The organism is Acinetobacter sp. SCLZS86 (assembly GCF_021560715.1).
Taxonomy (GTDB): domain Bacteria; phylum Pseudomonadota; class Gammaproteobacteria; order Pseudomonadales; family Moraxellaceae; genus Acinetobacter; species Acinetobacter towneri_A.
Genome location: NZ_CP090864.1, coordinates 1,066,939 through 1,092,171, shown reverse-complemented (window position 1 = coordinate 1,092,171; position 25,233 = coordinate 1,066,939). Strand labels below are relative to the sequence as shown.

Here is a 25,233-nt window from a genome sequence, read left to right as displayed (position 1 = left end):
GAATGACCGCATGAGTATTCAAGTTAAAAATATTGAAAAAAATTTTGGTGCATTCCATGCACTGAAAGACATCTCCCTCGATTTTCCAGATGGTCAATTGGTGGCACTGCTTGGACCTTCAGGCTGTGGTAAAACCACCTTGCTGCGTATCATTGCAGGTTTAGAATCGGCAGATCGTGGACAAGTCATTTTAGAAGGTCAGGACGCAACCGATGTGCATGTGCGTGAACGTCAAGTCGGTTTCGTTTTCCAGCACTATGCCCTATTCCGCCACATGACTGTATTTGACAATATCGCGTTTGGTTTACGGGTACGTCCGCGTGCAACCCGACCATCAGAAGCCGAGATTAAAAAACGCGTTATGCGTTTACTTGACTTAGTACAGTTAAGCTTTTTAGCAGACCGTTATCCTGCGCAGTTATCAGGTGGACAACGTCAACGTATCGCTTTGGCACGTGCCTTAGCGGTTGAACCACGCGTATTGTTATTGGATGAACCTTTTGGTGCGCTCGATGCCAAAGTGCGTAAAGAATTACGTCGTTGGTTAAGAACTTTGCATGATGAATTACACATCACTTCAATTTTTGTGACCCACGATCAGGAAGAAGCGCTCGAAGTTGCCGATCAAATTATTGTGATGAACAAAGGTAATGTCGAACAAATTGGTTCACCACGTGAAGTGTATGAACAGCCTGCCACTCCATTTGTATTTGACTTCTTAGGTCAAGCCAACCGTTTTGAAGGACAACATCATCAAGGAATTGTGCAAATTGGTGAAGATCGTGTACAACTTCTTAATCAACCGAATGCGCCACAAGGCAAAGTCATTGCATTTGCACGTCCAGATGAGTTGCATATTCATGCCCAACCACAAGAAAATACCATTCAAGCGACCTTCTTACGTGAAGTTTGGATTGCTGGTAAAGTAGTTGCAGAATTGCAAGATCGCCAAGGGAATTTAATTGAAATTGCACTCACTGCAGATGAAGCTAAGCTGCACCAATTCCGTCCAAATCAAACGGTTTGGTTAAGTGTAACCATTTTACATTTATTTGAAAATCAAGTCGCATAAGGACATTAATATGGAGCCTAACCCGCTCCATCCTTTTTAGGGTTGCACCACTATGAATTTCCAACAACTTAGAATTATTAGAGAAACCGTTCGGCAAAACTTTAATTTAACTGAAGCGTCTGCGGCACTATATACCTCTCAATCGGGCGTGAGTAAGCACATTAAAGACCTTGAAGATGAGCTAGGTGTGCAGCTTTTTGTCCGCAAAGGTAAACGTCTACTAGGTTTAACCGAGCCAGGACAATCCTTGCTGTGTATTGTCGAACGCATGTTGATTGATGCAGATAACATTAAACGCCTTGCTGATGACTTTAATAAAGTTGATGAAGGCACGCTCACCATTGCGACTACACATACCCAAGCGCGTTATGTGCTACCGCCCATTGTGAATTTGTTTAAAAAAGAATTTCCTAAAGTACATCTGATTTTACAACAAGCCAGCCCTGTAGAAATTGCTGAAATGCTGCTACAAGGTGAAGCCGATATTGGTATTGCAACCGAATCTCTCACCACTGAAGAAAACTTGGCAAGTGTGCCTTATTATGAGTGGCGTCACAGCATTATTACTCCACAAAACCATCCTTTAGCCAGTAAAGCTGAGATTAGCCTGTCCGATTTGGCTGAATATCCAATTATTACTTACCACGGTGGCTTTACGGGTCGTTCTAAAATTGACAAAGCATTTACCGATGCAGGCGTCGATGTCAATATCGTGATGTCTGCACTTGATGCCGATGTCATTAAAACCTATGTTGAATTAGGCATGGGTGTAGGTGTGGTGAACAATGTAGCATACGATGCAGAACGTGATTACCGCCTAAAACAAATCCAGACCGATATTTTTGGGCTTAACACCACATGGATTGCGGTTCGCAAAGGACATTTACTGCGTGGTTATGGCTATGAGTTTATTTCTTTATGTGCACCAAATGCTGATATTAAAGCTTTAAAACGTATCGCCTATCCCGAAGAATAAAACAATAATGCATAAGAGAGCCTAGGCTCTCTTTTAGTTCTTTAGCAAAACTCTTGCTTATCTAAATGCCTAGAAATAATCAAAATAATGATTTTAATTTATCAGAAACGTGAATAAAATATAATCAATAATAAAAAACGTAATTTGATTTTAAACACGATTCTATAATTTAGACCAAGGGCGTAACATGAAATATCACATTTTTGTTGGATTGCTGTGTGTCCTGCCGCTAGGTTATGCCTCTGCTGCCGCTTTAGAACGTAGCGGTCAATCGGTACATGCATTATTTGAAAAAGGAAATTATGCGGAAGTCGCTTTGCTACACGTGGATACCAATATTTCAGGTCAGGTACAGCATCAACAAAATATTGCCGAATTAGGCGTTCAAGATTTTTCAACAGGCAATTTAGTCAATAATCAACACTTCATCCAAGCTGCATTAAAATTACAACCACATCCACAAATTTCTGTGGCGTTATTATTTGACCAACCTTATTTTGTTGATGTGGATTATCACTATAGTCCTATTCTTTCAGGCGAACCTTTACCTATAGAAAATGCAGATATTAAGTTTGACTCAAGAAATATTACAGCGCTTATTGGCTATCAACCCACACAACATTGGAACCTCTTTACAGGTCTGAGTTACCAGTCATTTTCAGGTGATCTGAAAATTGGTACACAAGTTGACTATACCTTTTTTGATTATCACGTACATTTTCCAAAAGACCATGCGTGGGGTTGGTTGGCAGGTGTAAGCTACCAAATTCCTGAATATGCATTTAATACAGCAATCACTTATCGCTCTAAAATCAAACACAGGACCAATGCAAGCGAAAGTATTTGGGGATTTCCTTTAGAGATTGCACCACAACAAGCAACTGAAATTCAGACCCCTGAATCGGTGAATTTAGATTTTCACACCGGTTTACCTGCACAAAATTTTCTGTACGGATCATTGCGATGGGTCAATTGGCAAGATTTTAAAATTCAACCCACTCAATTTGCTGCAATTCTGCAATCTGAAGGACTAGGTAATCAGTTCAACCTGATTGATTACCAAAAAAATCAATGGTCTACGCGTTTGGGTTTTGCCCATCAATGGTCACCCAAGTGGATCACTGCGGTGGAAGGATTATGGGATTCTGGTGCGGGTAATCCTGCCTCAAGCTTAAATCCCGTAGACGGCTATGTTGGTGTGGGTACGGGCGCGGTTTATCACTTCACCCCCAAAACGTTTATGATTGCGGGTCTGCATTATTTGCACTTTACTAAGCCAGACACGGTACAGCCGCAGTCATTCATCACGCAAATCTCAAGTTTTTCTTCACTCGAACAACGTGAGGCTTGGGTTTATCACTTGAAATTGGCACACCGCTTTTAAAACACGAAAAAACGAGCCGAAGCTCGTTTTTTGGTTTAGCTCAAGCTAATAGATATTACCAGTGGTAACTTACACCTAGTTTAGCAACTGGCATCCATTCGTATTTGTCATCATTGGCAATTTTTCGCTCTTCACCACGGATAGCATCACTTAATCGATCGCCATTACCGTTGACTTGGTCTGTACCACTCACTTGTTGCAGTGAAACAGTAGGATTACCAGTATAGTATGCACCTACTTCACCAAATACACCGAAGTTCTTGTTGATTTTTGGAGCAAAACCAAAACCTACATATGGTGCAAATTGGTTATCGTATTTTTGCTCACCTTTTATCTGAACATCTGATGTAGCATTAAAGTCAGTATTATTCACAGAGAAATTACGACCCTGAGAAATACGACGCTCTAAACCATATTCATTATCTACGTAGCCTACACCAGCAGCGACATAAACGCCTTGAGCCCATTTACTTGGACTTGCACCCCATGGACGAATTTCAGCGTTCAAATAGGTCAAGTTATTGTCCATGTCTAAGTCATACTTTGAGCCATTGACTGATAAATCATCTGACCATGAAATGTCACCACCGTTATACCCAAGCGCTAAACCAACATACGGGTTTGCAGTCCAAAGTAAGGCACCGCCATAACCTGTTGTACCTACTTCAGCACGCACACCTGTTGGAATGAGTTGGTTACGGTCAAATGCATAACCATCTTGAACCACAGCTGTATCTGCCATTGCAGAACCTGCAACTGCTGCCAACACCGACGCGGCTAAAATTGTATGTAAAGTTTTTATTGTGTTTCTCCTCAAAATAAAGCTTTTTGAATTTTCATTCGTTTTGTCATGTGAAAACTATAGAGCATGTTGCGCTCAGCTTTTATGCAAGATTCACCCCGTTTTTGTTATCTTTTGATACAAATTTATTTTTATTGTTTATTGCAAAGCAATTATTTTCAAAACTTCAACAATTTAGTGCTCAATTTGACTTGTTTATTTTGCCAAGGATAAATTCCAATCTGTTCCAATTTTTATCTATTCCTCACTCAATATAGTGTAAAATCTTTGGAAAATTTTTTTCTGGTAAGAACATCGATGTCTCAACTTTCCACAATCATTGAACAAGCATTTGAAGACCGCGCTAATTTCAGCGCTGCAGATTGTCCCACTGAAATTCGTCAGGCAGTTGAACAAGCGATTGCAGGATTAGATAACGGCACATTGCGCGTTGCTGAAAAAATTAATGGTGAGTGGATCGTTCATCAATGGTTAAAAAAGGCAGTGTTGTTATCTTTTAAACTCAATGATAACAAGCCAATTGAATCTTGCGATTTGCGTTTCTACGACAAAGTAGACACGAAATTTACAGGCTGGACTGACGAGCAATTTAAACAAGCGGGCGTACGTGTAGTTCCGCCTGCTGTTGCACGTAAAGGTTCATTCCAAGCCAAAAATGTGGTGTTAATGCCATCTTATGTCAATATTGGCGCTTATGTAGATGAAGGCACCATGGTCGATACATGGGCAACTGTAGGTTCATGTGCACAAATTGGTAAAAATGTGCATTTATCGGGTGGTGTAGGCATTGGTGGTGTACTTGAGCCACTTCAAGCAAACCCAACGATTATTGAAGACAACTGCTTCATTGGCGCACGTTCTGAAATTGTTGAAGGCGTGATTGTAGAAGAAGGTTCTGTTATTTCTATGGGCGTTTATATTGGTCAATCGACCAAAATTTATGACCGTGAAACTGGCGAAATCCATTATGGTCGTGTACCTGCAGGTTCGGTGGTCGTTTCTGGCAATCTGCCTTCTAAATGTGGCACTTATAGCTTGTATGCTGCTATCATTGTGAAGAAAGTAGATGCGAAAACCCGTGCAAAAACCAGCTTGAACGACTTATTACGCGAAGACTAAACTTTTTTAGTTTTTCCCATCTCTACGGCCAGCAATGACCGTAGGGATTTTTGTTTTTTACATACTGTGATGAATTTTATGAGTACCCTCCGATCTTCCGCTATTCCTGTTTCTGATCCGTCTGCGGGTTTACGCATTACGGAGATTTTCTATTCATTGCAGGGCGAAGCCAATACATCAGGCTTGCCAACCGTATTTATTCGTTTAACGGGTTGTCCATTGCGTTGCCATTACTGCGATACCACCTATTCTTTTGAAGGTGGCGAACGTCAATCTTTAGATGACATCATCCAAACCACACTAGATTTTAAAACACCGTATGTATGTGTGACGGGCGGTGAACCTCTGGCTCAACCGAATGCACTGCCACTGATGCAACGCTTGGCAGATTTAGGTTGTGAAGTGTCTTTGGAAACCAGTGGCGCTTTAGATATCTCTAAAGTGGATAACCGTGTATCTAAAGTGCTAGATTTAAAAACCCCTGCATCGGGTGAAATGTCACGCAACTTATTATCAAATTTAGATTTTTTAAACCCACATGATCAAATCAAATTTGTGATTTGTAATCATGATGATTATCTTTGGGCGAAGCAGCAAGTTGAGCAATATCAGTTGCATAAAAAAGTCGATACCGTGTGGTTCTCCCCAGCATTTGCTGTCGAAAAAGGTGCAGTCGCCTTGCCACAACTTGCACGTGATTTAGCACAGTGGATTTTAGCCGACCATCTCCCTGTTCGTTTCCAATTGCAACTACATAAATTGCTTTGGAATGATGAAACAGGTCGTTAATCTCCTCACGAATACACATTCGTACTGAGGTCAATCATCACAGTTTTGCTCAAGTTCTATCGCAATATTTTAAAATTTGGAGTTCAATTATGCGCCCTCGTGCCATTGTATTGTTATCTGGTGGATTAGACTCAACCACGTGTTTGGCATGGGCACAAGCGCGTTATGAATGTATTGCACTAAGTTTTATGTATGGTCAACGCTCGACAACAGAGCTAGATGCTGCACGTGCCTTGACTAAAAATGCAGGCATTGAGCATCGTGTGATTAATATTGATTTAGGCAACTTGGGCGGTTCTGCCCTGACCGATCACAGCATTGAAGTACCTGATCATGAGCAAGAAGGTATTCCTGTGACTTATGTGCCTGCACGTAATACCATCTTCCTATCTTATGCTTTGGCAGCAGCCGAAGTTTTTGATGCAGAAGCCATTGTGATTGGCATTAATGCGGTAGATTATTCGGGTTATCCTGACTGTCGTCCTGAATTTATTGATGCATTTGCCAATATGGCACGCTTGGCAACCAAAGTTGGCGTAGAAGGCAAACCGTTAAAATTTGAAACACCTTTGTTACATTTATCCAAAGCAAATATTATTCGCTTAGGTATTGAACATGGCGTAGACTACAGTCAAACGGTTTCTTGCTACCAAGCAGATGACCAAGGACGTGCTTGTGGTAAATGTGACAGCTGTCGCTTACGCAAACAAGGTTTTGCCGATGCAGGTGTTGCAGACCCAACACGTTATATACCGTCATAACAAGGTAAAGTATATGAAAAATTTAAAATCAAACATTATGGTTTCTGCGATTATGTCTGTTGCTGCATTATTCGCTACAACGACGCACGCAAATAATGACAAGTTGCAACAAGCATACAAAAGCACCAATGTAAAAGCAGCTTTAATTAATGTTTGTAAAGAAGAAACTGCAAAAGGCAAAAAACTAACTACAGCTGAAGTAAGCAAATATTGTACTTGTGCAGTAGAAGCAGATGGTAAATTAACCAACGCTCAAAAATGGGAAATTCAAAGCGCAATTAACCAGAAAAAGAGCCCTGCGACTTTAGCTTTTGTACAAAAGCAAAATAAAGATTTGCAAGCTTGTTTTGGTCCTCAGCTTACAGGTAAATTAAAAACCTTAACTGAAGAAGCAATGAAAGCGGGTGAGAAAAAATAATTTTTCTTAACAATTTCAACTAGCCACTTTATGTGGCTAGTTTTTTATGTGCATGATTTTGGAGAAAAATATGAGCACGACAATTCAATTACCAAATCAAGCTTTTCCTGCAACTACAGGCGAAGTCAATTTAACCGAACTTGGTGCAGATTGGTTAGTGGTGTATTTTTACCCGAAAGATTCTACCCCAGGCTGCACCACACAAGCTGTCGATTTTACTGCGCTAAAGCCACAATTTGATGCACTCAACACTACCATTATTGGTATTTCACGCGACTCGGTCAAAGCGCATCAAAACTTTACCGAAAAGCAATCTTTAGGCATTAACCTGATTAGCGATAAAGATGAAGTATTATGTCAATTGTTTGATGTGATTAAAGAAAAAAATATGTATGGCAAAAAAGTTATGGGCATTGAACGCTCTACTTTTATTTTCCATCAAGGTCAATTACTGAAAGAATATCGTAAAGTCAAAGCTGCAGGACATGCTGAGCAAGTGCTTGCGGATTTAACCGCTTTACAGGCTTAATTTTCAGCCTCTAAAAAAACACAATGTTCTGGATGATTGAAAGCTTTTTCAATCATCCTTTTTCATTTAAAAACTGGATTACTCCGTCAAATTACTGCTGTCCTGCTGCTGGTATTTATCTTGTAATTGACGATAAATTTCCGTGTTTTGAAATGCGGTTAAGAAATTAATTGTCCCTTGCGGGAAAAAATTGGGCTGAATTTCGCCACGATAATAAGCTTCTCGTGCAGGCGTGGCAGACATCGCATTTTGCAAGCTGTCTAACTCTACCATTTCCCATTCAGGGAAAAACTTTAAATAATAAGATGAGTCATCTTTAAAATGCCCTATTAAACCAACACGATCTTGAGGTTGAATCAGTTCACCTACTAAAGATTTGACCAGTTTTTGCCATTTTTCATCATTGTAGACATCGACAACATGCACAAATTTAATCCGTTCTTGCATCTCAGGTGAAAAGTTAGACAAAATCATCTGCTCACGTTCTTTGGCTAAAAACGGATTTTTTAAATTGCGCTCATTTTGTGCAGAACCTAATGCCAAAATCACATAATGACTACGTGCTAACGCAATTTGAATGGTTTGCAAATGTGCCAAATGAAATGGCTGAAAACGACCAATGAAAACCAAATAATCAAACGTATATTGCATAATAAATACGCCAATCCTAATTTTGATAACAACATGATGCTATCTGATACGCGGAAATGTCATCCACAACCTGCGTGGTATCAACTCATTATTGTTTTTGCAAGATAATAAATCAAAAACAATAATTGGGCAGGTTTCGTGGATGACAAATGGTTTTGCCTACTTTTGCCAAAACAAAAGTAGGTCGAACCGAAGGTTAATCCTAAAATAGAATTAATAGACGTTAAGATTCCGCCTTGCTTATTCATTTTTTAAATGAACAACCCCAAATTCTAAATAAATTTCACATTGAATTAGGAACGCAAATCTCATCATTCACTAACTTTTTATGAACTCATGAGTTGTGCCAGCGCTGCGAATTTGCGACATAATGAGCCATAAATTCTAACCAATCAAAGCAAGGATAGTACGATGACACTGAGCTGTATTCAACAACCTCACCCACATTTGAATGCGAATTTAGACAATGGCGTACTGACTTTAGCCATCAACCGACCAGAAGCAAAAAACGCGCTGTATGGTGAATTATATTTGTGGATTGCACAAGCCTTAGATGAGGCCGATCAAGCCAATGAAGTACGTTGCGTAATTTTACGCGGCGCAGATGCAGACTTTAGCGCAGGCAATGACATGCAGGACTTTATGAAGTCTGCCGCACTTAAAGGACAACTACCTGCTGCCGAAGGTCCTCCGTTCATCTTATTAAAATCTGCTGCCAAGTTTTCTAAACCGCTAATTGTAGCTGTACGTGGGGTGGCGATTGGCATTGGTGTCACCATTTTATTGCATGCAGATTTGGTGTATAGCGACAATACTGCCCTATTCCAGATTCCATTTGTGAGCTTGGGCTTATCGCCAGAAGGCGCATCAAGCAAACTTTTGGTAGAGCAAGCTGGCTATCACAAAGCTGCTGAACTGTTGTTGACTGCGCAGAAATTCAATAGCGAAACGGCATTATCGGCAAATCTAGTTAATAGTATTGAAACCGATGTCTATGCAACAGCACAACAAAAAGCAGCGCAATTGGCGGCTTTGCCATTGGCTTCACTCAAACAATCTAAAGCCCTCATGAAACATAATGTCGATGAAATTGTGGCGTGGATTGACCATGAAGCAGAAATTTTTATGCAACGTGTCGGCTCAGCAGAAATGATGGAAGCAGTGCAAGCCTTTATGCAAAAACGTAAACCTGATTTCAGCCAATTTAATTAAGTACTGTTGAACTGAAATGCACTTATTTCAAGTGTACTAGCCGTTTTTAAAACCACATTCATATTGGCTGAATGTGGTTTTTTCTTTATTCGCCCCCATATTCTAAGATGTGCTGTCAATCATTAAAAATTGAGGAAAATTGTAATTTCTAATTCAAATCTAGCCGATGTTCAAGTTGAAAAAAAAGAACGTTATTTTGAACCCGCACCAAAAGATATTGATGTAGAAAACTTTAAAAAAGTCATTCAAAGCCGTCGTTCGGTGCGAAAATTTACCGACAAAGCCATTCCTGCTGAAGTGTTGGATGATTGTTTAGATATGGCTTTATTGGCGCCAAACTCATCTAATTTACAACCCTGGACTTTTGTGGTGGTGCAAAACCCTGCCAAAAAAAAACAACTGGTTAAAGCCTGCTTAGGACAGCTTGCTGCCCGTACTGCAGCAGAGCTAATTGTATGTATTGCGCGGACAGACCGCGTTGATGAAATGGCAAAAAAGAATATCAGCGAGTTTCCTTTTCCTGAAGCACCCGCTGCAGTAAAAAAATATTACAAGTTTATTCCTTATAACTACAAGACTGGTTACTTAAATACATTAGGTAACTTTAAGAAAGTCGCTTTCAAAATTGCACGTAGTTTAGATAAACAATTACCTGTAACGGCATTTAATCCTGCCGATGCCAAACTTTGGGCCAGTAAAACCACAGCACTCGCCTGTGAAAATATGGTTTTGGCCCTTCGCGCACACGGTTTTGATAGCTGTATGATGGAAGGTTTTGATGAGCCGATGGTACGCAAACTCTTAAAACTGAATGATCAACAATTTCCAGTCATGGTGATCGCTGCAGGTGAACGTGCCGAAGATGGTGTCTTTTTCCCACAATACCGTTTTGACCGTGACTTGTTTATTCAGAAAGTCTAGGGGCTGTTAACATTTCATAAATGGCTTGCGCTGTAGGCTAAAACTGAGCAGATTAGGCATGAAACGCAAGGAATAGCGGGACTATTGCCAAGTTTCATAACGTAATCTGAGAAAGTTTTAGCCACATGAGCAAGAACAAAGCGCTGCTTTGTTTGCTGCGCAAGGAGACGAGCATATTTTTTGCTGCTATTGCGTTATGAGTCAGTCATTTAGAATAACTAAATTTCCTGCCCCATGCCTTATAGCAGCTAAAAAACCTTGCGAGATATATCTCTCACGTCGCAAACATAGATGAAGTGTCAACAGACCCTAATATTTCAACTGTATTTTTAAAACCTAGCCACATTTTGACTCGTGATAAGGCGACAAGGATGTCGCCCGTTAGACTGTGGTACAGGACGTACCATCAGTCTAACAGAGGGCTTTTGTTACTTTTCGCCCGTGAAAAGTAAACTCTATCTACGCAACTTATATTTGCCCCAATCCATATATGAGTGATCGTGCAATTCTATTTTTCTTTAAAAATTGGTATTTAAGTCTTTAAAAATTAATATCTAAAAGTTGCATAAACTCAAAGGCAGGCTCTTCGTAAGGATGGCTTTCCTTGAGTGCTTTTGCGACTGCCTGAGCATTTTGCTCAGGCACAATGGTTTCCACTCGCCACTCAGCAACGTGTTCCAAAGCATCTAACTCACCAATAAAAGGATTTGCTCCTTTTACAGGTTTAAATTGCCCTGCGCCTAAAACCTGCCATGCACATTGTTCATAATTGCCAATCCCCCCTGCACCTGCTGCAAAAACAGCCTGTTTGGTTTCTTCAAGATGAGATTGAGGCACATAGTAAATCAGTTTAAGCATATTTAAACTTCGCTATCCATTTCACGATTGACTAGAAATTATCATAAAAATTTGAGCATTGTTGCTATTTTGGCAACCTATACGCATCATCCAATCCTCGATTTATATAGCCCCCAAAAAAAATTTAAAGTACGCTTCGCCACAAACGTATCTCCCATTTTGTATGATTTTAGATTTAAAAAGACAAGCCATGTCGCCCGCCCCTAGAGCTTTTGTCATTTTTTTGGCATGATGCAAAACAAGCACATAGTGAATAATGATAAATGACTCAAATGCGTTGGTTAGAACTGCTTTCCACAGTTCGAATTGGTAGTAAAAAACAAAGTACAGAACAGGCGCGCAGCCCTTTTCACAAAGATTATGACCGTATTATTTTTTCGCAAAGTTTCAGACAGCTTAACCGTAAAACCCAAGTCCATCCACTCACTCAACACGATGGTATTCATACTCGCCTGACCCATTCTTTAGAAGTGTCTTGTATTGGACGTTCATTAGGGATGTTGGCTGCAGAAAAAATCAAAGACCACTTGCCAATGTGGATTTCTCCTGCCGATGTCGGTGCGATTATTCAAGCCGCATGCTTGGCACATGATATTGGTAATCCACCTTTCGGACATGCAGGTGAATATGCCATTCGTGAATGGTTTGACGATGCTTCACACGGCAATTTTCTCGCCAAACTGAGTGATGAAGAAGAAGCTGACGTGCGTCAGTTTGAAGGCAATGCGCAAGGTTTACGGCTACTCACCAAAATTGACTATCATCCAAATGATGGCGGCATGCGTTTAACCTATGCCACTTTAGGCGCTTATTTAAAATATCCGTGGCTCTCCAAAACCATTGCTGAACAAGGCAACCGACCTGCCAATCAACGTGATAAATTTGGTTGTTACCAAGCTGAAAAAGAAATTCTCAAACAAATTGCAGAACAGCTTGGACTGATTCAATTGGGCGATTATCACTATTGCCGTCATCCACTGACATATTTATTGGAAGCGGCGGATGATATTTGCTATGCCTTAATTGATTTGGAAGATGGCATTATTTTAAACATGCTCAGCTATGAAGAAGTGGAACCGATCTTTTTAAACTTAATTGGTGACTACGGTATTCCTGCAGAACTGGCGATGGCACGGACCACATGGCAACAAAAAATTGCCGCTTTGCGTGGTCGGGTCATGAAGCGTTTGGTCGATGAAGTCACCACGGCGTTTGCCAAACACCATTTTGAAATTCTGATGGGTCAGCTCAAAGGCAGCCTTTTACAGTATTGCTCGGCAGATATTGAAATTGGTATTAATCGCGCCAAAGACTTAGCGCGTGAGAAAATTTTCGAGCATCCACATAAGGCAGGGCTGGAAATTATTGCGCATCAAAGTTTACAAAATATTTTGGATGCGTTTATTCCGCTCACCACACCCCATAAAACCCTAAGTTTTAAAGAGCAGCGTTTAATGTCCATCTTGCAACGCTCAGGGGCAGATTTTGCGCATAATCATTATGACAATATCATGCAAGTGTTGGACATTATCTCTAAGTTTTCAGATCACCAAGCCTATAACTTATCGCAAGAATTACAAGGCAACAAGGTTGGCCTGCTATAACGACTCACCTGTATATCAATAACTTATATAAAATTGACGTAGAATTTAAGCACGGATTTTGCCTTTTGTGAAAATGCGCTCTACTATGCGAACAGCAAATTATTTTAAATTAATCAGTGAATCACAAATATGATCGGATGTCTTGTTGGCGAAGTATTGGCTTTAGAAGCACCAACCGTGTTGCTGAATGTGAATGGTGTCGGCTATGAAATTGACACGCCGCTCACTACATTTTGCCAATTACAAAAAGGGCAGAAAATTACCCTATGGACGCATTTAGCCGTGCGTGAAGATGCTCAATTGTTATATGGTTTTTTAGAAGCCCAAGAAAAAATCATTTTCCGAACCTTACTGAAAGTTAATGGTGTCGGCCCAAAAATGGCGCTAGGTATTTTATCAACCTTAAGCGTCGAGCTACTGATTCACACCGTAGAACATGAAGATATTAATACCTTGATTAAAGTGCCAGGTGTGGGCAAAAAAACTGCTGAACGCTTAATGATTGAATTACGTGATCGCTTTAAAGCCATGTCTAACGAAGTGAGCAGCAGCAATTCCACAATGACTCAAATCCAGTTTACAGGCAATTCTGCTGTTGCCGAAGCCGAAGCCGCTTTACAATCTTTAGGTTATAAACCTGCCGAAGCACAAAAACTGATTAACGCAGTCAAGGGCGATTTTACTGAAGCCAGTGATATTATCCGTGCAGCATTAAAGTCGATGAATAAATAAAAGATGCCAACAAACCTAGCGTAAGTTCATCTTTCCAATATTGGATACATGACTGGCGACATGGATGTCGCCCGTTGAGTTGGGGTATAGGGATATACCCTCAACTCAACATAAGATTTTTGTTACTTTTGATCTTTCAAAAGTAAAATCATGCCTTCGCAAAGGCATTTAAACGCAACTCATACTTTGAGGCTGTGCATGCAGCATCAAAATGCCCAGCTCAAGAGATTAGTTAACACGATATGCAAGACCGTCTAATCAGTGGTTCTGAAAAACCCGAAGATCAAATTGATCGCGCCATTCGCCCCACTTCACTCGATGACTATATTGGGCAACCTGTAGTGCGTGAACAAATGGAAATTTTCATTGGTGCAGCCCGTGGACGCGCAGAAGCATTGGACCACACCCTGATTTTTGGACCACCAGGTTTAGGCAAAACCACACTCGCCAATATTATTGCCCGTGAAATGGGCGGCAACCTTAAATCTACTTCAGGGCCTGTCTTAGAACGCGCAGGCGATTTAGCCGCCATGCTGACCAATCTTGAAGAAGGTGATGTGTTATTTATTGATGAAATCCATCGTCTTTCACCTGTGATTGAAGAGATTTTGTATCCAGCGATGGAAGATTATCAACTGGATATCATGATTGGTGAAGGACCTGCAGCACGCTCCATTAAACTGGATTTACCCCCATTTACCCTTGTCGCCGCCACCACTCGCGCAGGTTTGCTCACCTCACCGTTACGTGACCGTTTTGGGATTGTGCAGCGTTTAGAATTTTACTCGGTTGAAGATTTGACCCATATTGTCAAACGCTCGGCGAGTCTGATGGATGTGCCAATGACCGATGCAGGAGCCAATGAAGTCGCTCGTCGTTCACGCGGTACACCACGTATTGCCAACCGTTTGTTACGTCGCGTACGTGACTATGCACAGGTCAGAGGCACAGGTGAAGTCACACAAGAGATGGCACAACGTGCATTAGATATGCTGAATGTCGATAAAGATGGTTTAGATACTTTGGACCGTCGATATTTGTCTATGTTATTACAGCGTTTTGATGGTGGCCCTGCAGGTGTGGAAGCACTGGCTGCTGCTATGGCGGAAGATTCTGGCACACTGGAAGATGTAATTGAACCATACTTAATTCAGCAAGGTTATGTGATGCGAACTGCGCGCGGGCGTATCGCGACCAATATGGCGTATTTACAATTTGGGATGACACCACCTGAGCCGAAATAAAAGTAGGTCAAAGGAAAAAATAGATCAAAGGGAGGTATCTCCCTTTAAACTCTTAAATAATTAGGTTAATTGAGTCTGAAGATAGACCTTAATTTTCGATGACACGCACATCTTCAACGAGCATTAATTCACACGCGCCCGCCCCTGTGTCATGACGGCTTAAAGAACTGCGCCACAGCCAACCATCTGCGGCAGTAACTTCAACCAATTTACCTTTCAAATAAATCAAATCATCTTCATCAATCTGTTTTAACTGTGTCGCAATCGCGGGCGTTGCAGGAATTAAATGCGTATTGGCACTCAAACTTGCAATCTCTTCCACAGGAATTGGTGGTTCTTGTTCATAACGCCAATGATACCAACGGTTGCTTTGACGAATAGACAACTGTTTATACACTTCAGGTTTGGCCATTTCGCCCCATCCCAAGGCAAAATCGACAGGGCTAAGTTCGGCTTCACGTCCAAATTTATAATTTTCACGTGACAATACCCGAAACTCACCTTCATAGCTTTCCAAAACTTGAATGGTATAGTCTTTAAACTGATGCACTTGCTGCGAGGACTGATAGGTTGTGCTATCCGCAATTCCTCCATCTGACTGGAGCAGCATCATCCACAACAAATACAACATGGCAATCACTACAAAAAATTTAACTAAACGACTCATGTCCTGCTCATTGGGAGGAATCATCTGCATATGTAAGGCAAGCAGCTAATTTTAACTTAAAAGCATGTTTGAAATCTTGTGCCATTGGACCGAGCGTTGAGAATGATAAACTGCCACGCTATACACAGCTTGACTTATGGCCCCGATTCACGTCAATTTCATAGACATGGCTTAAGCTATAAGTATTGCTTATCAAACAACTTTGCAACATTGAAGCGGAACATCATCATGGCGAATAAATTTGAATTTAAAATTCGTATCTATATGGAAGATACTGATGCAGGCGGCATTGTTTACCACGCCAACCATATTCGCTTTATGGAACGTACCCGTACCGAATGGCTTCGTGCGTCGGGTGTTGATCATTATTGGCATCAACAAGATTATAACTTTGTTGTGCATAAAATTAATGTGAAATATTCACGTCCAATCTTAATGGATGACCTAATTACTGTTACAGCAAGTGTAGTTTCGTGTAAAGCGTCATCATTTGTATTGCAACAAAATATTTATCGTGGTGAAATCATGCTTGCATCTGGCGAGGTTGAATTGGCCTGTCTGGGTTCAGATATGAAACCACGTCGTCTGCCAGATGAAATTCGTAGCCTTATTCTGAAAGAATTAGGACAAGATTAAAAAAATGAATTGGCACATGTAGTAACTATGGCAACACAACTCGAATCATCTCTTCAAGTATCAGATCTTATATTACAAGCAAGTCCTGTTGTTCAGCTGGTAATGCTCTCGCTGCTTTTAGCATCATTATACAGTTGGTATCTGATTGCCAAGTTACACATGAGCTATAAAAAAGCACAGGCAGAGGATCAGCATTTCCAGAAAATCTTCTGGTCTGGTGCAGAACTGAATACGCTTTACAACAACGCACAGCTCAATTCAAAACGTGTCGGTTTAGAAGATATTTTTTATCAAGGCTTAGGTGAGTTTTTAAAACTGAAAAAGCGCCAAGCGCATGCTTCACAAACCATTGAAGGCACAGAGCGTATCTTACGTGTCGGTTTAAGTCGCGACCAAGCCCAACTTGAACAAGGCTTAGGTGCATTGGCCAGCATTGGTTCGGTTGCGCCATACGTGGGTTTATTTGGTACCGTCTGGGGTATTATGAATGCCTTTATTGGACTGGCAGATGTCGATCAAGTCACACTGGCAACAGTCGCACCAGGGATTGCCGAAGCCCTCATTGCCACAGCCATTGGTTTATTTGCCGCCATTCCTGCGGTACTTGCCTTTAACCATTACACCGCCAAAGGCGAAGCGATTTATTCTGATCGTGCTTTATTTGCCGAAGAAATGGTGGCTTTATTACAACGTCAATCTTTAGGCAATACTAAGGATCACGACTAATGGCCATTCAACGCTCAGGACGCTTCGAGCGCATTAAGAAACCACTCAAAAGTGACATGAATGTAGTGCCCTATATTGATGTCATGTTGGTGTTATTGGTGATTTTTATGGTTACTGCACCGATGATTACCAGTGGGATTCAAGTCGATTTACCTCAAGCCAATGGTAATCCAATTGAATCAAAAAGTGCCTTTGCTCGGGTGACTTTAAATAAAGATGGGCAATATTTTTTAGAATACAAAGAACACAAAGCCGAACCTTTGGAATTAGCCCAACTGAAACAAATTTTGACCGATGCTCAAATTCAAGCCAAAGCTGAAAACAAAGAGTTTCAGGTTGTTATTCGCGGTCATAATACACGCCCTTATGGTGATGTGATTGCGTTAATGTCTGACTTACAAGATGCGGGTTTAACCCAAGTTGGATTGCTGACCGAGCCTTTAAAGTAATTTATGAAAGATTTTAAAAAGCCACCTTTTCAACAAAAAGCCATCGCGATTGGGTTCACCGTAGGTGTCCACCTTATCGCAGTGGTTGGCTTGCTTTATTTGGGCATGAGTAAAGCACCTGAGCCGCCTAAACCCATTAAAACGGTATTAATAAAACCAGAAGATTTAAAACCCTTATTAGAAACTAAATCTGCTGAAACCACACATGAAAATGTAGCAGAGCAAATTACTCAAACAGCCGAGCCTGCTCTTGAACCTGCCCCTGTCATTCCAACACCTGCAGCGGCTCCTACGCCACCCGCTCCTCAAGTTGATACACAAAAAGCAGCACAAGCGGCAGAGGCTCAAGCACGTGCAGAACGACAAGCTGCTGAAGCCAAACAAATTGCCGAGCGACAAAAATTAGAAGCTGAACGCTTAAAAGCACAACAAGCACGCGCTGAAGAACGTGCTCAACGAGAAGCCGATGCTAAAGCAAAAGCCCAAGCCGATGCCAAAGCACGTGCTGAAGCAGATGCTGTACGTCGTAAAGAAGCTGAAGCCCTGAAAAAAGCAGAAGCGGCAGAAAGACGTCAACTCGAAGCCAATGCAGCAGCAAAACGCAAAGCTGACGCAGATGCAAAAGCCAAGGCAGATGCCGAGGCAAAACGTAAAGCTGCTGCAGATGCAAAAGCCAAAGCTGATGCCGAAGCAAAACGCAAAGCTGACGCAGATGCAAAAGCCAAAGCTGATGCCGATGCAAAACGTAAGGCTGACGCAGATGCAAAAGCCAAAGCTGATGCCGATGCAAAACGTAAAGCTGCTGCAGATGCAAAAGCCAAAGCTGATGCCGATGCAAAACGTAAAGCTGACGCAGATGCAAAAGCCAAAGCTGATGCCGAAGCGAAGGCGCGTGCCGACGCTGAAGCCAAAGCTTCAGCTGCCAAACAAGCTGCAGAAGAAGCCGCTCAGAAAAAGGCAGAAGTACGACGTATTGCATCCACTGCTAAACGCGATTTCGAAAATAAAATCAGACGAGCGTGGGATACCCCAGCTGGTTCTTCGGGTCAACGTGCAACTGCCCGCGTGACTTTAAGTGACAGTGGCGCAGTTCAGTCTGTCGTGGTTAATTCTAGCGACCCTGACATGAAAGCCAGTGTAGAAGCTGCTGTTCGTGCTGCCGCACCTTATCCGATGCCATCAGACCCAGATGCACGACGCGAAGCACGTAGCTTCACCTCTACCTTTACAGCGCAATAAGTTACCAGTTAGCCGAATAACATCTATTTGGCTAACTCCTTCTCAAAATATTTACGAGTATAAATAAATTTAAATTTTCACAGTGTTATAACAGTTTTATTATAAATTCATGCTTTCATTCCTACCAAAGCATGCCATTATGTACCACAATTACATCCAAAAAAGTTATGTTGATTTGAGAAAATAGCGAATGATGGAAACAACGCGTAAACACCTACTTTGTCTTGCTATTTTAACTGCGCTTAGCCCAGTTTTAAGCACACAATCTTTTGCACAACTGCATTTAGAAATTGCCAAAGCACCAGAAGAAGCACCTAAAATTGCGATTGTGCCGTTTGGCAATGATCAAAGTATTTATCCTATTGTAGAAAACGATTTAAACCGTTCAGGCAAATTCACCAGTTCATCTAAAAACCTTGCTGCAACTGCAAGCATGAACAATCCAAATGCAGCTGCATGGCAAGCCGCAGGTGTACCTTATGTGGTGACGGGAAATGTCAAAGCCACTGCAGAAGGCGGTTATGAAGTTCATTACCAACTTTATGATGTGCAAAAACAGCAATACTTATTGAATGAATTATTAAGCGTGCCTGCGTCACGCGTACGTTCTGCTGCACACATGATCAGTGATGCCATTTATGAAGCACTCACGGGCATTAAAGGTGACTTTAGCGGACGCATTGCTTATGTACTGCGCAACCCTGCAACACCTGAACAACGCTATACCCTGCAAATTGCCGATACTGATGGTGAACAGCCTAAAACCATTTTGACTTCGCGTGATCCTATTTTATCGCCTGCGTGGACACCAGATGCCAAAAAAATTGCCTATGTGTCGTTTGAAACCAAACGCCCTGCTATTTATGTGCAAGATTTGGCGACAGGTCAGCGTGAAAAATTAGCCAGTTTCCGTGGTTTAAATGGTGCTCCAAGCTTCTCACCAGATGGTCAAAGTATGTTGTTTACCGCATCCATGCATGGCAATCCAGAAATTTATCAAATGAATTTAAGCACCCGTGAACTGCGACGCATGACCAATGACAGTGCGATTGATACCGAAGCACGTTATGCACCAGATGGTAAATCATTTATTTACACTTCAGATCGTGGTGGTTCCGCACAAATTTATCGTTATGACTTTGCCACAGGCAGCAGCAAACGCCTAACCTTCCGCGGTGCATTTAACGCACGTGGTACGCTAAGTGCCGATGGTCGTAAACTGGCATTGGTGCATCGCCCAAGTGGCAGTAATTACAAAGTCGCAATTCAAGACATCAACACCAATATCACCAATATTTTAACCCCAACCAGTTTGGATGAGTCGCCAAGCTTCTCACCAAATGGGCAAATGGTGGTGTATGCAACGCGCGAAGGCGCACGTGGCTTATTGTCAATTATGTCTTTAGACGGTCGCTTCCGCATGAACTTACCTAGTGAACAAGGTGAAGTGCGTGAACCTGCGTGGGCACCAAAATAATGAGTACCCGCAAGGTAAACACTTTTCAGTTCTGTTTTAAAACCAAAAATCAAGCTTCATGGAGATGAGGATGAACGCAGTTAAATTATTGGTACTCCCTGTTTTGGCATCGGCTTTAGTGATGACAGGTTGTGCAAACCGCAAACCAACGACTGACTCACAAGCAGGTCAAACACCAAGTGGTGCAACTACAGTCAACACCCAAGGTTTGAGTGAAGATGCAGCTTTAAATGCACAAAACCTTGCAGGTGCATCTGCCAAAGGTGTAACCGAAGCCAACAAAGCTTTCTTGGCAAAGCGCGTGGTGCATTTTGACTACGACAGCAGCGAATTATCTAATGATGATTACCAGACCCTACAAGCACATGCACAGTTTCTAATGGCGAATGCCAACTCTAAAGTAGCGCTTACAGGTCATACCGATGAACGCGGTACACGCGAATACAACATGGCTTTAGGCGAGCGTCGTGCCAAAGCGGTTGAGAGCTTCTTAATCACTAGCGGCGTTAACGCAGGTCAGCTTGAAGCAGTGAGCTATGGTAAAGAAATGCCAGTCAACCCTGGACATGATGAAAATGCATGGAAAGAAAACCGTCGCGTAGAAATTAACTACGAAGCTGTTCCACCATTATTGAAATAATAATTTGCTGTTTGGGAAAAACTCGTTTAGAACGTGTTTCCCCAATACAAAAAAAGCGCTCTTTATTACAAGGGCGCTTTTTTATGACATAAAAAACTGGGCGAACGAATATTTTAAAAACTAACAGATAAGTGCAGAAATACAGCTTTGCTTCAGTTATTCCGACTCGGCATCAGCTTTTGCAGTTTGCATAGATTCAATCAAATCATGCTTGTTAAACTTTTTATATTCAGGTTTAGACTCGTAATCTTTCCAAGCGGCTTTCATCTTGTCCTCAGAAATATCGTCTAAACTAATCCCTTCGCTTGGCGTTGGAGTCGCATCAAACTTTAACGTTGTCATATCTGTGCTCCTATCTCAAATTAAATCCTTCACATCAACATAGCACTTTCTGCAGGACTTGCAAGGGTAAAATCACAGCAAATAGTCGAGTTTAATTTTTCTTTTAACGCGTTCTCATCTAAACTATTGCAGCATATTGTTATCCTCATTTTTGCAGTCATTCGGAGTTTTCCAGTCATGTCATACCGCACCCTTTCCCAATTTCTACAACAACAAACTGGAAATTTAACACCCGAACTTGCTCAAGTGATTGAAACCATAGCCAATACTTGCAAAACAATTGACCAAACATTACAAAAAGGTGCATTGGCGGGCGTATTAGGCAGTGCACAAAATGAAAACGTACAAGGCGAAGAACAAAAGAAATTAGATGTAATTTCAAATGATTATTTAATTGATGCGTTACAAAAACACCCAAATGTGGGTGGTTTGGCATCGGAAGAATTGGACGAATTCACCCCTGCCCAGGAAAATGGTCAATATTTAGTGTTATTTGACCCACTAGATGGTTCAAGCAACATCGACATCAATATGTGTGTGGGTACCATTTTCTCAATTTTACCTGCAAAAAATGCAGTGACTCAGGCTGCAGACTTTATGCAAGCAGGTACACAACAGGTTGCTGCAGGTTATGTCCTGTATGGCCCATCTACCATGATGGCGCTCACTGTTGGTGCAGGTGTGGTGTTCTTTACCTTTGATCCAGAAAGCCAAGAGTTTTTAGTGACTGCAGACAATATTCAAGTTGCTGTCGATACAAAAGAATACGCGATCAATGCTTCAAATCAACGTCACTGGGAAGCACCTGTAAAACGCTATATTGATGAGCTTTTGGCTGGTAAAACTGGTCCACGTGAAAAAGACTTTAACATGCGCTGGGTTGCATGTATGGTGGGCGATATTCACCGTATCCTTTGCCGTAGCGGAATTTTCATGTATCCGTACGATTTAAAAGACCCTAAAAAAGCAGGTCGTTTACGTTTAATGTATGAAGCCAACCCAATGAGTATGCTCATGGAGCAAGCAGGCGGTGCGGCAACCACTGGTCGTGAGCGTATTTTAGATATCCAACCTACAGACCTGCATCAACGTGTGCCTGTCATCATTGGCTCAAAAAATGAAATCGATTTGGTCAGCAGCTACCATCAATAATTTTTAACAACAGCAGTCGGCCATTCGCCGACTGCTGTGGATTTTATCGCATGCCTACGATTTTTTTAGAATCAAAAGATAACCCGAAAATTAAACACTTACGTGGTTTAATTGAACAAAATACCTATCGCAAAAAACAGGGACAAACGGTACTTGAAGGCACACATTTGTGTCTGGCATGGTTACATGAAAATAAAAAAATCAATTCGATTTTTACCACTGAACATGCACTGAGTCATCCTGACTATGAACGTATTTTGGCTAAATACACAGGCGTGGTCTTTGTCATTGGTGAATCGTTATATAAAGATTTAAGCACTTTAGGCACTTCCCTTGCTTGTTTAGCCATTGTCGATGTGCCAAGTTCAAGCCAAGCTTTAGACTTTAAAGCAGACACGCTGATTTTAGAAAATGTGCAAGATCCGGGTAATGTCGGCACATTATTGCGCTCTGCAGCAGCAGCAGGTATTGAACAAATTATTTGTACCAAAGGTTCTGCCTCGCTTTGGTCACCACGCGTGTTACGTGCAGGAATGGGCGCACACTTTAGCTTGCATACCTTTGAAAATATTGAACTTGAAGATGTCTTGGCACAATTCCAAATTCCTGTATATGTGACCAGTTCACATCATGCAGAAAGCCTCTATTCCAAAAATCTACGCAAGGCTTGCGTCTGGATTCTAGGCAATGAAGGACAAGGTGTGTCCGACTATGCCCTACAACATGCAGAAGCGGTAAGCATTCCGCAACCGGGTGGACAGGAATCTTTGAATGTGGCAATTGCAGGCTCAATCTGTTTCTTTGAAATGGTACGCCAGCGTCTGTAAATAGTTAATTTATTTTAAAAAGACTAGCCCTGCAAAAAAAATAGATTAGACTGAAAATAATAATTTGCAATGTCAACCAAACCATTGTTTTTAGCGTTATAGAATTATGATGTTAAAAATAATGGTGGGTATCCAATGACAGGATTTTCCATCTCTATGGATTTAAACCCAAAGTCGTCACACTCGGAAAATTTGAGTGCTCTTAAGAGTACGGCAGAGCAACGTCTGAAGAATTTCATGCAAGACGTAACGGGGCGTGCCTTAGTGATGATGGAAAGTGCGACGCAAGGCCAGCACGGCATAGCGATGGATTTGGTGCAAGAGGCCTTTATTTCCTTGCATAAATCTTATGCCGACAAAGCCACAGATGAGTGGTATCCCCTGTTTTACACCATTTTAAATAACAAATTACAAGATTGGCGTCGTAAAGAGGCTCGTCGCGCGCAACCGTTTTCATTGTTTAAAAAAGTCAGCTTAGATGATGACGATGTTGAACAACTAGATATTGTCGATGAGCAAGCACTCAATCCTGCAGAGTTTTTAGATCAAGCTGTGACTGTAGAAGAAATTCAGGCAGCAATTGCGGGGCTTCCTGTGCGGCAACAACAAGCTTTTATGTTACGTGCTTGGGAAGGTTTTGATACGCAAACCACCGCACAAATTATGAACTGCACTGAAGGCAGTGTAAAAACGCATTATCACCGTGCTATTCAAGCTTTACGCAACAGTTTGGCACATATGAATCCGTATCTGGGAGGATCATCAGAATGAAACAAGATGATTTCTTAAAACAAGTGACATCTAAACTTGATGGATTGGCTCGCCACCATCAAGACAAAGCCGCGATCATGAATCATGTCTTGGACAATATTCAAGACAAGAAAACATCGCGCTATGGGCTTTGGAAAATGTCAGGTTTTGCATTGGCTGCGGCAATTGCAGGTTTTGTGGTCTTGCCAAATTCAATGGAAATGACCACACAGCCGCAGAATCAAGCTGTATCTGTTCCTAAACTTTCTCCACAAATGGTGGAAGATTTAGAAATGTTAATGGTGTTGGGTGAGGACAAAGTTCCACATGGCAGCTAAACGAATTGTGATTGCGTGTTGTGCGCTCAGTTTTTTACAAACCAGTTTTGCAGGGTTTGAGCGTTTTTGGATTTTTTCCAAAGATGCAGATACGCAAATTTCAGAAACCTGGGAAACTCTTTCTGAAGAAGAACAATTGGCCTTAATTAAGCGCTATCAAAACTTAAAAGAAATTCCTGCTGAGAAAAGCTTGGCTTTGCAGCAGCGAATGGATTGGTTTACTCAACTGCCTGATAGTGAAAAGCAAAAAATGCGTGAAACTTGGCAAAAAATGAGTACACAGGAACGTCGTGAATTAGGACAACGCTTGCAACGAGCAACACCTGAGCAACGACCTCTAATTCGTCAGGAATACATTCTTAAATATCAGCAGCCTGCAATGAGCCACTAATTTTATCTGTTCATGGATAATAGAAAGTACTTGAAGTCACCAATAACAAAGGCCTCATCATGTAAAACAGATGAGGCTTTTGCAATAAAGACTCGGTAAAAGATTACGATTTTCTTGGACGTTGACGATAGAACGCCAATCCGATTAAACCAAACACACCCCAGAAACCTAAGCTTCCTCCGCCACCACCACTAGCTTCATAATTGGTATTTTTCGCTGTATTTTCTAAAGTAATGGTCGCTTCAGGCGATAATTCCAGTTCATGATCGAAAATTTTGTACTTCAGCTCATAATCAAATGGGCTAAAGCTATTACGTACTTGTACCTGAATATTGCCTCCATAGCAAATTTCACGTGCATAATCACCTGGACAAGGTGCTTTACGATCTGCCGTAGGTTCCATACCTGAAGGTACTTGGGTAAAAAGAATTGCCAGTTCTTGTCCTGTACTATCTTTATAGAATGCAGGCTTATTGGTCATACGCGCCAACTTAAGGCTTAAACTGTTGAAATATATTATAATTATC

The 25,233-nt window shown here is 41.5% G+C and carries 30 protein-coding genes; 24 read left to right on the top strand and 6 right to left on the bottom strand.

Translation table 11 applies throughout. The features are described from left to right. Positions 1-10: 10 nt before the first annotated feature. The 3 genes from LZP46_RS05130 to LZP46_RS05120 all read left to right on the top strand — a co-directional run bounded on the left by LZP46_RS05130 (position 11) and on the right by LZP46_RS05120 (position 3,432). Positions 11-1,072: a sulfate/molybdate ABC transporter ATP-binding protein gene (locus tag LZP46_RS05130; protein ID WP_236094882.1), complete on the top strand. Its 1,062-nt coding sequence runs from the start codon at positions 11-13 to the stop codon at positions 1,070-1,072. Between the two features lie 52 nt (positions 1,073-1,124). Continuing rightward, a complete protein-coding gene (locus LZP46_RS05125) occupies positions 1,125-2,048 on the top strand; it encodes a CysB family HTH-type transcriptional regulator (RefSeq protein WP_236094881.1) in 924 nt (307 codons plus the stop codon). 187 nt (positions 2,049-2,235) lie between these two features. Continuing rightward, positions 2,236-3,432, top strand: coding sequence for an outer membrane protein transport protein (locus LZP46_RS05120; RefSeq protein WP_236094880.1), 1,197 nt, complete (start codon positions 2,236-2,238; stop codon positions 3,430-3,432). A 55-nt stretch (positions 3,433-3,487) separates the two neighbouring features. On the opposite strand, the gene carO is transcribed toward LZP46_RS05120, so the two are convergent. Further along, positions 3,488-4,234, bottom strand: a complete 747-nt coding sequence (carO, locus tag LZP46_RS05115) for an ornithine uptake porin CarO (protein WP_236095174.1) — start codon at positions 4,232-4,234, stop codon at positions 3,488-3,490. A gap of 297 nt (positions 4,235-4,531) precedes the next feature. On the opposite strand from carO, the gene dapD reads away from it, so the two are divergent. The 5 genes from dapD (at position 4,532) to LZP46_RS05090 (ending at position 7,850) form a co-directional block, all read left to right on the top strand. Continuing rightward, complete coding sequence (dapD, locus tag LZP46_RS05110; protein ID WP_179990092.1) at positions 4,532-5,353, top strand: 2,3,4,5-tetrahydropyridine-2,6-dicarboxylate N-succinyltransferase; 822 nt, start codon at positions 4,532-4,534, stop codon at positions 5,351-5,353. Between the two features lie 78 nt (positions 5,354-5,431). Then, a complete protein-coding gene (gene queE / locus LZP46_RS05105; RefSeq protein ID WP_236094879.1) occupies positions 5,432-6,142 on the top strand; it encodes a 7-carboxy-7-deazaguanine synthase QueE in 711 nt (236 codons plus the stop codon). An 89-nt stretch (positions 6,143-6,231) separates the two neighbouring features. After that, a complete protein-coding gene (gene queC / locus LZP46_RS05100; RefSeq protein WP_136144778.1) occupies positions 6,232-6,903 on the top strand; it encodes a 7-cyano-7-deazaguanine synthase QueC in 672 nt (223 codons plus the stop codon). Positions 6,904-6,916: 13 nt separating this feature from the next. Beyond that, positions 6,917-7,321, top strand: a complete 405-nt coding sequence (locus tag LZP46_RS05095; protein ID WP_019837710.1) for a hypothetical protein — start codon at positions 6,917-6,919, stop codon at positions 7,319-7,321. Positions 7,322-7,391: 70 nt separating this feature from the next. Then, complete coding sequence (locus tag LZP46_RS05090; RefSeq protein WP_236094878.1) at positions 7,392-7,850, top strand: peroxiredoxin; 459 nt, start codon at positions 7,392-7,394, stop codon at positions 7,848-7,850. A gap of 78 nt (positions 7,851-7,928) precedes the next feature. Here the strand turns inward: LZP46_RS05090 and LZP46_RS05085 are convergent, their stop codons facing one another. Next, a complete protein-coding gene (locus LZP46_RS05085) occupies positions 7,929-8,501 on the bottom strand; it encodes a nicotinate-nicotinamide nucleotide adenylyltransferase (protein ID WP_236094877.1) in 573 nt (190 codons plus the stop codon). Between the two features lie 411 nt (positions 8,502-8,912). Here LZP46_RS05085 and LZP46_RS05080 point away from each other — a divergent pair, with 411 nt between their 5' ends. Together LZP46_RS05080 and LZP46_RS05075 are read left to right on the top strand one after the other, a co-directional pair. After that, complete coding sequence (locus LZP46_RS05080) at positions 8,913-9,713, top strand: enoyl-CoA hydratase-related protein (RefSeq protein ID WP_070154140.1); 801 nt, start codon at positions 8,913-8,915, stop codon at positions 9,711-9,713. A 138-nt stretch (positions 9,714-9,851) separates the two neighbouring features. Then, the gene (locus tag LZP46_RS05075) at positions 9,852-10,634 is read left to right on the top strand and encodes a nitroreductase family protein (protein ID WP_236095173.1); all 783 of its coding nucleotides are present in this window, start codon (positions 9,852-9,854) and stop codon (positions 10,632-10,634) included. A gap of 540 nt (positions 10,635-11,174) precedes the next feature. On the opposite strand, the gene LZP46_RS05070 is transcribed toward LZP46_RS05075, so the two are convergent. Continuing rightward, a complete protein-coding gene (locus LZP46_RS05070; RefSeq protein WP_236094875.1) occupies positions 11,175-11,492 on the bottom strand; it encodes an NGG1p interacting factor NIF3 in 318 nt (105 codons plus the stop codon). A gap of 263 nt (positions 11,493-11,755) precedes the next feature. Between LZP46_RS05070 and LZP46_RS05065 the strand changes: the two genes are divergently transcribed. The 3 genes from LZP46_RS05065 to ruvB all read left to right on the top strand — a co-directional run bounded on the left by LZP46_RS05065 (position 11,756) and on the right by ruvB (position 15,072). Then, positions 11,756-13,096 carry a deoxyguanosinetriphosphate triphosphohydrolase gene (locus tag LZP46_RS05065; protein ID WP_236094873.1) on the top strand — a complete coding sequence of 447 codons (1,341 nt, stop codon included), beginning with the start codon at positions 11,756-11,758 and terminating at the stop codon, positions 13,094-13,096. Positions 13,097-13,225: 129 nt separating this feature from the next. Then, entirely contained in the window at positions 13,226-13,828 is a 603-nt protein-coding gene (ruvA, locus tag LZP46_RS05060) for a Holliday junction branch migration protein RuvA (RefSeq protein ID WP_236094872.1), read from the top strand. Between the two features lie 242 nt (positions 13,829-14,070). Continuing rightward, entirely contained in the window at positions 14,071-15,072 is a 1,002-nt protein-coding gene (ruvB, locus tag LZP46_RS05055) for a Holliday junction branch migration DNA helicase RuvB (RefSeq protein WP_236094871.1), read from the top strand. Positions 15,073-15,160: 88 nt separating this feature from the next. On the opposite strand, the gene LZP46_RS05050 is transcribed toward ruvB, so the two are convergent. Continuing rightward, a complete protein-coding gene (locus tag LZP46_RS05050; RefSeq protein ID WP_236094869.1) occupies positions 15,161-15,739 on the bottom strand; it encodes a hypothetical protein in 579 nt (192 codons plus the stop codon). 228 nt (positions 15,740-15,967) lie between these two features. On the opposite strand from LZP46_RS05050, the gene ybgC reads away from it, so the two are divergent. From ybgC to pal, 6 genes are all read left to right on the top strand, one after another. Then, complete coding sequence (gene ybgC, locus LZP46_RS05045) at positions 15,968-16,375, top strand: tol-pal system-associated acyl-CoA thioesterase (protein ID WP_004971791.1); 408 nt, start codon at positions 15,968-15,970, stop codon at positions 16,373-16,375. A 27-nt stretch (positions 16,376-16,402) separates the two neighbouring features. After that, a complete protein-coding gene (gene tolQ, locus LZP46_RS05040) occupies positions 16,403-17,101 on the top strand; it encodes a protein TolQ (RefSeq protein ID WP_236094868.1) in 699 nt (232 codons plus the stop codon). Next, positions 17,101-17,550, top strand: a complete 450-nt coding sequence (gene tolR, locus LZP46_RS05035) for a protein TolR (RefSeq protein ID WP_236094867.1) — start codon at positions 17,101-17,103, stop codon at positions 17,548-17,550. The genes tolQ and tolR overlap by 1 nt, the downstream gene beginning before the upstream one ends. Before the next feature lie 3 nt (positions 17,551-17,553). Next, the gene (gene tolA, locus LZP46_RS05030) at positions 17,554-18,789 is read left to right on the top strand and encodes a cell envelope integrity protein TolA (RefSeq protein ID WP_236094866.1); all 1,236 of its coding nucleotides are present in this window, start codon (positions 17,554-17,556) and stop codon (positions 18,787-18,789) included. A 193-nt stretch (positions 18,790-18,982) separates the two neighbouring features. Continuing rightward, positions 18,983-20,266 carry a Tol-Pal system beta propeller repeat protein TolB gene (gene tolB, locus LZP46_RS05025; protein WP_026438303.1) on the top strand — a complete coding sequence of 428 codons (1,284 nt, stop codon included), beginning with the start codon at positions 18,983-18,985 and terminating at the stop codon, positions 20,264-20,266. A gap of 70 nt (positions 20,267-20,336) precedes the next feature. Beyond that, the gene (pal, locus tag LZP46_RS05020; protein ID WP_004971799.1) at positions 20,337-20,906 is read left to right on the top strand and encodes a peptidoglycan-associated lipoprotein Pal; all 570 of its coding nucleotides are present in this window, start codon (positions 20,337-20,339) and stop codon (positions 20,904-20,906) included. Positions 20,907-21,062: 156 nt separating this feature from the next. Here pal and LZP46_RS05015 read toward each other — a convergent pair whose 3' ends face one another. Next, positions 21,063-21,248, bottom strand: coding sequence for an NF038105 family protein (locus LZP46_RS05015; RefSeq protein ID WP_004971800.1), 186 nt, complete (start codon positions 21,246-21,248; stop codon positions 21,063-21,065). Between the two features lie 177 nt (positions 21,249-21,425). Between LZP46_RS05015 and LZP46_RS05010 the strand changes: the two genes are divergently transcribed. The 5 genes from LZP46_RS05010 to LZP46_RS04990 all read left to right on the top strand — a co-directional run bounded on the left by LZP46_RS05010 (position 21,426) and on the right by LZP46_RS04990 (position 24,706). After that, positions 21,426-22,400 (top strand): class 1 fructose-bisphosphatase, encoded by a 975-nt coding sequence (locus tag LZP46_RS05010; RefSeq protein ID WP_236094865.1) that lies wholly within the window; start codon positions 21,426-21,428, stop codon positions 22,398-22,400. A gap of 50 nt (positions 22,401-22,450) precedes the next feature. Then, complete coding sequence (locus LZP46_RS05005; RefSeq protein WP_236094864.1) at positions 22,451-23,227, top strand: TrmH family RNA methyltransferase; 777 nt, start codon at positions 22,451-22,453, stop codon at positions 23,225-23,227. A 156-nt stretch (positions 23,228-23,383) separates the two neighbouring features. Next, the gene (locus LZP46_RS05000; protein ID WP_026438216.1) at positions 23,384-23,998 is read left to right on the top strand and encodes an RNA polymerase sigma factor; all 615 of its coding nucleotides are present in this window, start codon (positions 23,384-23,386) and stop codon (positions 23,996-23,998) included. Beyond that, on the top strand, positions 23,995-24,315 hold the full coding sequence (locus LZP46_RS04995; RefSeq protein WP_236094863.1) for a hypothetical protein: 321 nt from the start codon (positions 23,995-23,997) through the stop codon (positions 24,313-24,315). Before LZP46_RS05000 ends, LZP46_RS04995 begins: the two co-directional genes overlap by 4 nt. Continuing rightward, positions 24,305-24,706 carry a DUF3106 domain-containing protein gene (locus LZP46_RS04990; RefSeq protein WP_179993877.1) on the top strand — a complete coding sequence of 134 codons (402 nt, stop codon included), beginning with the start codon at positions 24,305-24,307 and terminating at the stop codon, positions 24,704-24,706. The genes LZP46_RS04995 and LZP46_RS04990 overlap by 11 nt, the downstream gene beginning before the upstream one ends. Positions 24,707-24,809: 103 nt before the next feature. On the opposite strand, the gene LZP46_RS04985 is transcribed toward LZP46_RS04990, so the two are convergent. After that, on the bottom strand, positions 24,810-25,187 hold the full coding sequence (locus tag LZP46_RS04985; RefSeq protein WP_236094862.1) for a GlyGly-CTERM sorting domain-containing protein: 378 nt from the start codon (positions 25,185-25,187) through the stop codon (positions 24,810-24,812). Positions 25,188-25,233: the final 46 nt, after the last annotated feature.

Excerpts from the sequence above, each read along its gene's own strand:
- LZP46_RS05130 (WP_236094882.1), top strand. The coding sequence starts at position 11 with ATGAGTATTCAAGTTAAAAATATTGAAAAAAATTTTGGTGCATTCCAT.
- LZP46_RS05125 (WP_236094881.1), top strand. The coding sequence starts at position 1,125 with ATGAATTTCCAACAACTTAGAATTATTAGAGAAACCGTTCGGCAAAAC.
- LZP46_RS05120 (WP_236094880.1), top strand. The coding sequence starts at position 2,236 with ATGAAATATCACATTTTTGTTGGATTGCTGTGTGTCCTGCCGCTAGGT.
- dapD (WP_179990092.1), top strand. The coding sequence starts at position 4,532 with ATGTCTCAACTTTCCACAATCATTGAACAAGCATTTGAAGACCGCGCT.
- queE (WP_236094879.1), top strand. The coding sequence starts at position 5,432 with ATGAGTACCCTCCGATCTTCCGCTATTCCTGTTTCTGATCCGTCTGCG.
- queC (WP_136144778.1), top strand. The coding sequence starts at position 6,232 with ATGCGCCCTCGTGCCATTGTATTGTTATCTGGTGGATTAGACTCAACC.
- LZP46_RS05095 (WP_019837710.1), top strand. The coding sequence starts at position 6,917 with ATGAAAAATTTAAAATCAAACATTATGGTTTCTGCGATTATGTCTGTT.
- LZP46_RS05090 (WP_236094878.1), top strand. The coding sequence starts at position 7,392 with ATGAGCACGACAATTCAATTACCAAATCAAGCTTTTCCTGCAACTACA.
- LZP46_RS05085 (WP_236094877.1), bottom strand. The coding sequence starts at position 8,501 with ATGCAATATACGTTTGATTATTTGGTTTTCATTGGTCGTTTTCAGCCA.
- LZP46_RS05080 (WP_070154140.1), top strand. The coding sequence starts at position 8,913 with ATGACACTGAGCTGTATTCAACAACCTCACCCACATTTGAATGCGAAT.
- LZP46_RS05070 (WP_236094875.1), bottom strand. The coding sequence starts at position 11,492 with ATGCTTAAACTGATTTACTATGTGCCTCAATCTCATCTTGAAGAAACC.
- LZP46_RS05065 (WP_236094873.1), top strand. The coding sequence starts at position 11,756 with ATGACTCAAATGCGTTGGTTAGAACTGCTTTCCACAGTTCGAATTGGT.
- ruvA (WP_236094872.1), top strand. The coding sequence starts at position 13,226 with ATGATCGGATGTCTTGTTGGCGAAGTATTGGCTTTAGAAGCACCAACC.
- ruvB (WP_236094871.1), top strand. The coding sequence starts at position 14,071 with ATGCAAGACCGTCTAATCAGTGGTTCTGAAAAACCCGAAGATCAAATT.
- LZP46_RS05050 (WP_236094869.1), bottom strand. The coding sequence starts at position 15,739 with ATGAGTCGTTTAGTTAAATTTTTTGTAGTGATTGCCATGTTGTATTTG.
- ybgC (WP_004971791.1), top strand. The coding sequence starts at position 15,968 with ATGGCGAATAAATTTGAATTTAAAATTCGTATCTATATGGAAGATACT.
- tolQ (WP_236094868.1), top strand. The coding sequence starts at position 16,403 with ATGGCAACACAACTCGAATCATCTCTTCAAGTATCAGATCTTATATTA.
- tolR (WP_236094867.1), top strand. The coding sequence starts at position 17,101 with ATGGCCATTCAACGCTCAGGACGCTTCGAGCGCATTAAGAAACCACTC.
- tolA (WP_236094866.1), top strand. The coding sequence starts at position 17,554 with ATGAAAGATTTTAAAAAGCCACCTTTTCAACAAAAAGCCATCGCGATT.
- tolB (WP_026438303.1), top strand. The coding sequence starts at position 18,983 with ATGGAAACAACGCGTAAACACCTACTTTGTCTTGCTATTTTAACTGCG.
- pal (WP_004971799.1), top strand. The coding sequence starts at position 20,337 with ATGAACGCAGTTAAATTATTGGTACTCCCTGTTTTGGCATCGGCTTTA.
- LZP46_RS05015 (WP_004971800.1), bottom strand. The coding sequence starts at position 21,248 with ATGACAACGTTAAAGTTTGATGCGACTCCAACGCCAAGCGAAGGGATT.
- LZP46_RS05010 (WP_236094865.1), top strand. The coding sequence starts at position 21,426 with ATGTCATACCGCACCCTTTCCCAATTTCTACAACAACAAACTGGAAAT.
- LZP46_RS05005 (WP_236094864.1), top strand. The coding sequence starts at position 22,451 with ATGCCTACGATTTTTTTAGAATCAAAAGATAACCCGAAAATTAAACAC.
- LZP46_RS05000 (WP_026438216.1), top strand. The coding sequence starts at position 23,384 with ATGGATTTAAACCCAAAGTCGTCACACTCGGAAAATTTGAGTGCTCTT.
- LZP46_RS04995 (WP_236094863.1), top strand. The coding sequence starts at position 23,995 with ATGAAACAAGATGATTTCTTAAAACAAGTGACATCTAAACTTGATGGA.
- LZP46_RS04990 (WP_179993877.1), top strand. The coding sequence starts at position 24,305 with ATGGCAGCTAAACGAATTGTGATTGCGTGTTGTGCGCTCAGTTTTTTA.
- LZP46_RS04985 (WP_236094862.1), bottom strand. The coding sequence starts at position 25,187 with ATGACCAATAAGCCTGCATTCTATAAAGATAGTACAGGACAAGAACTG.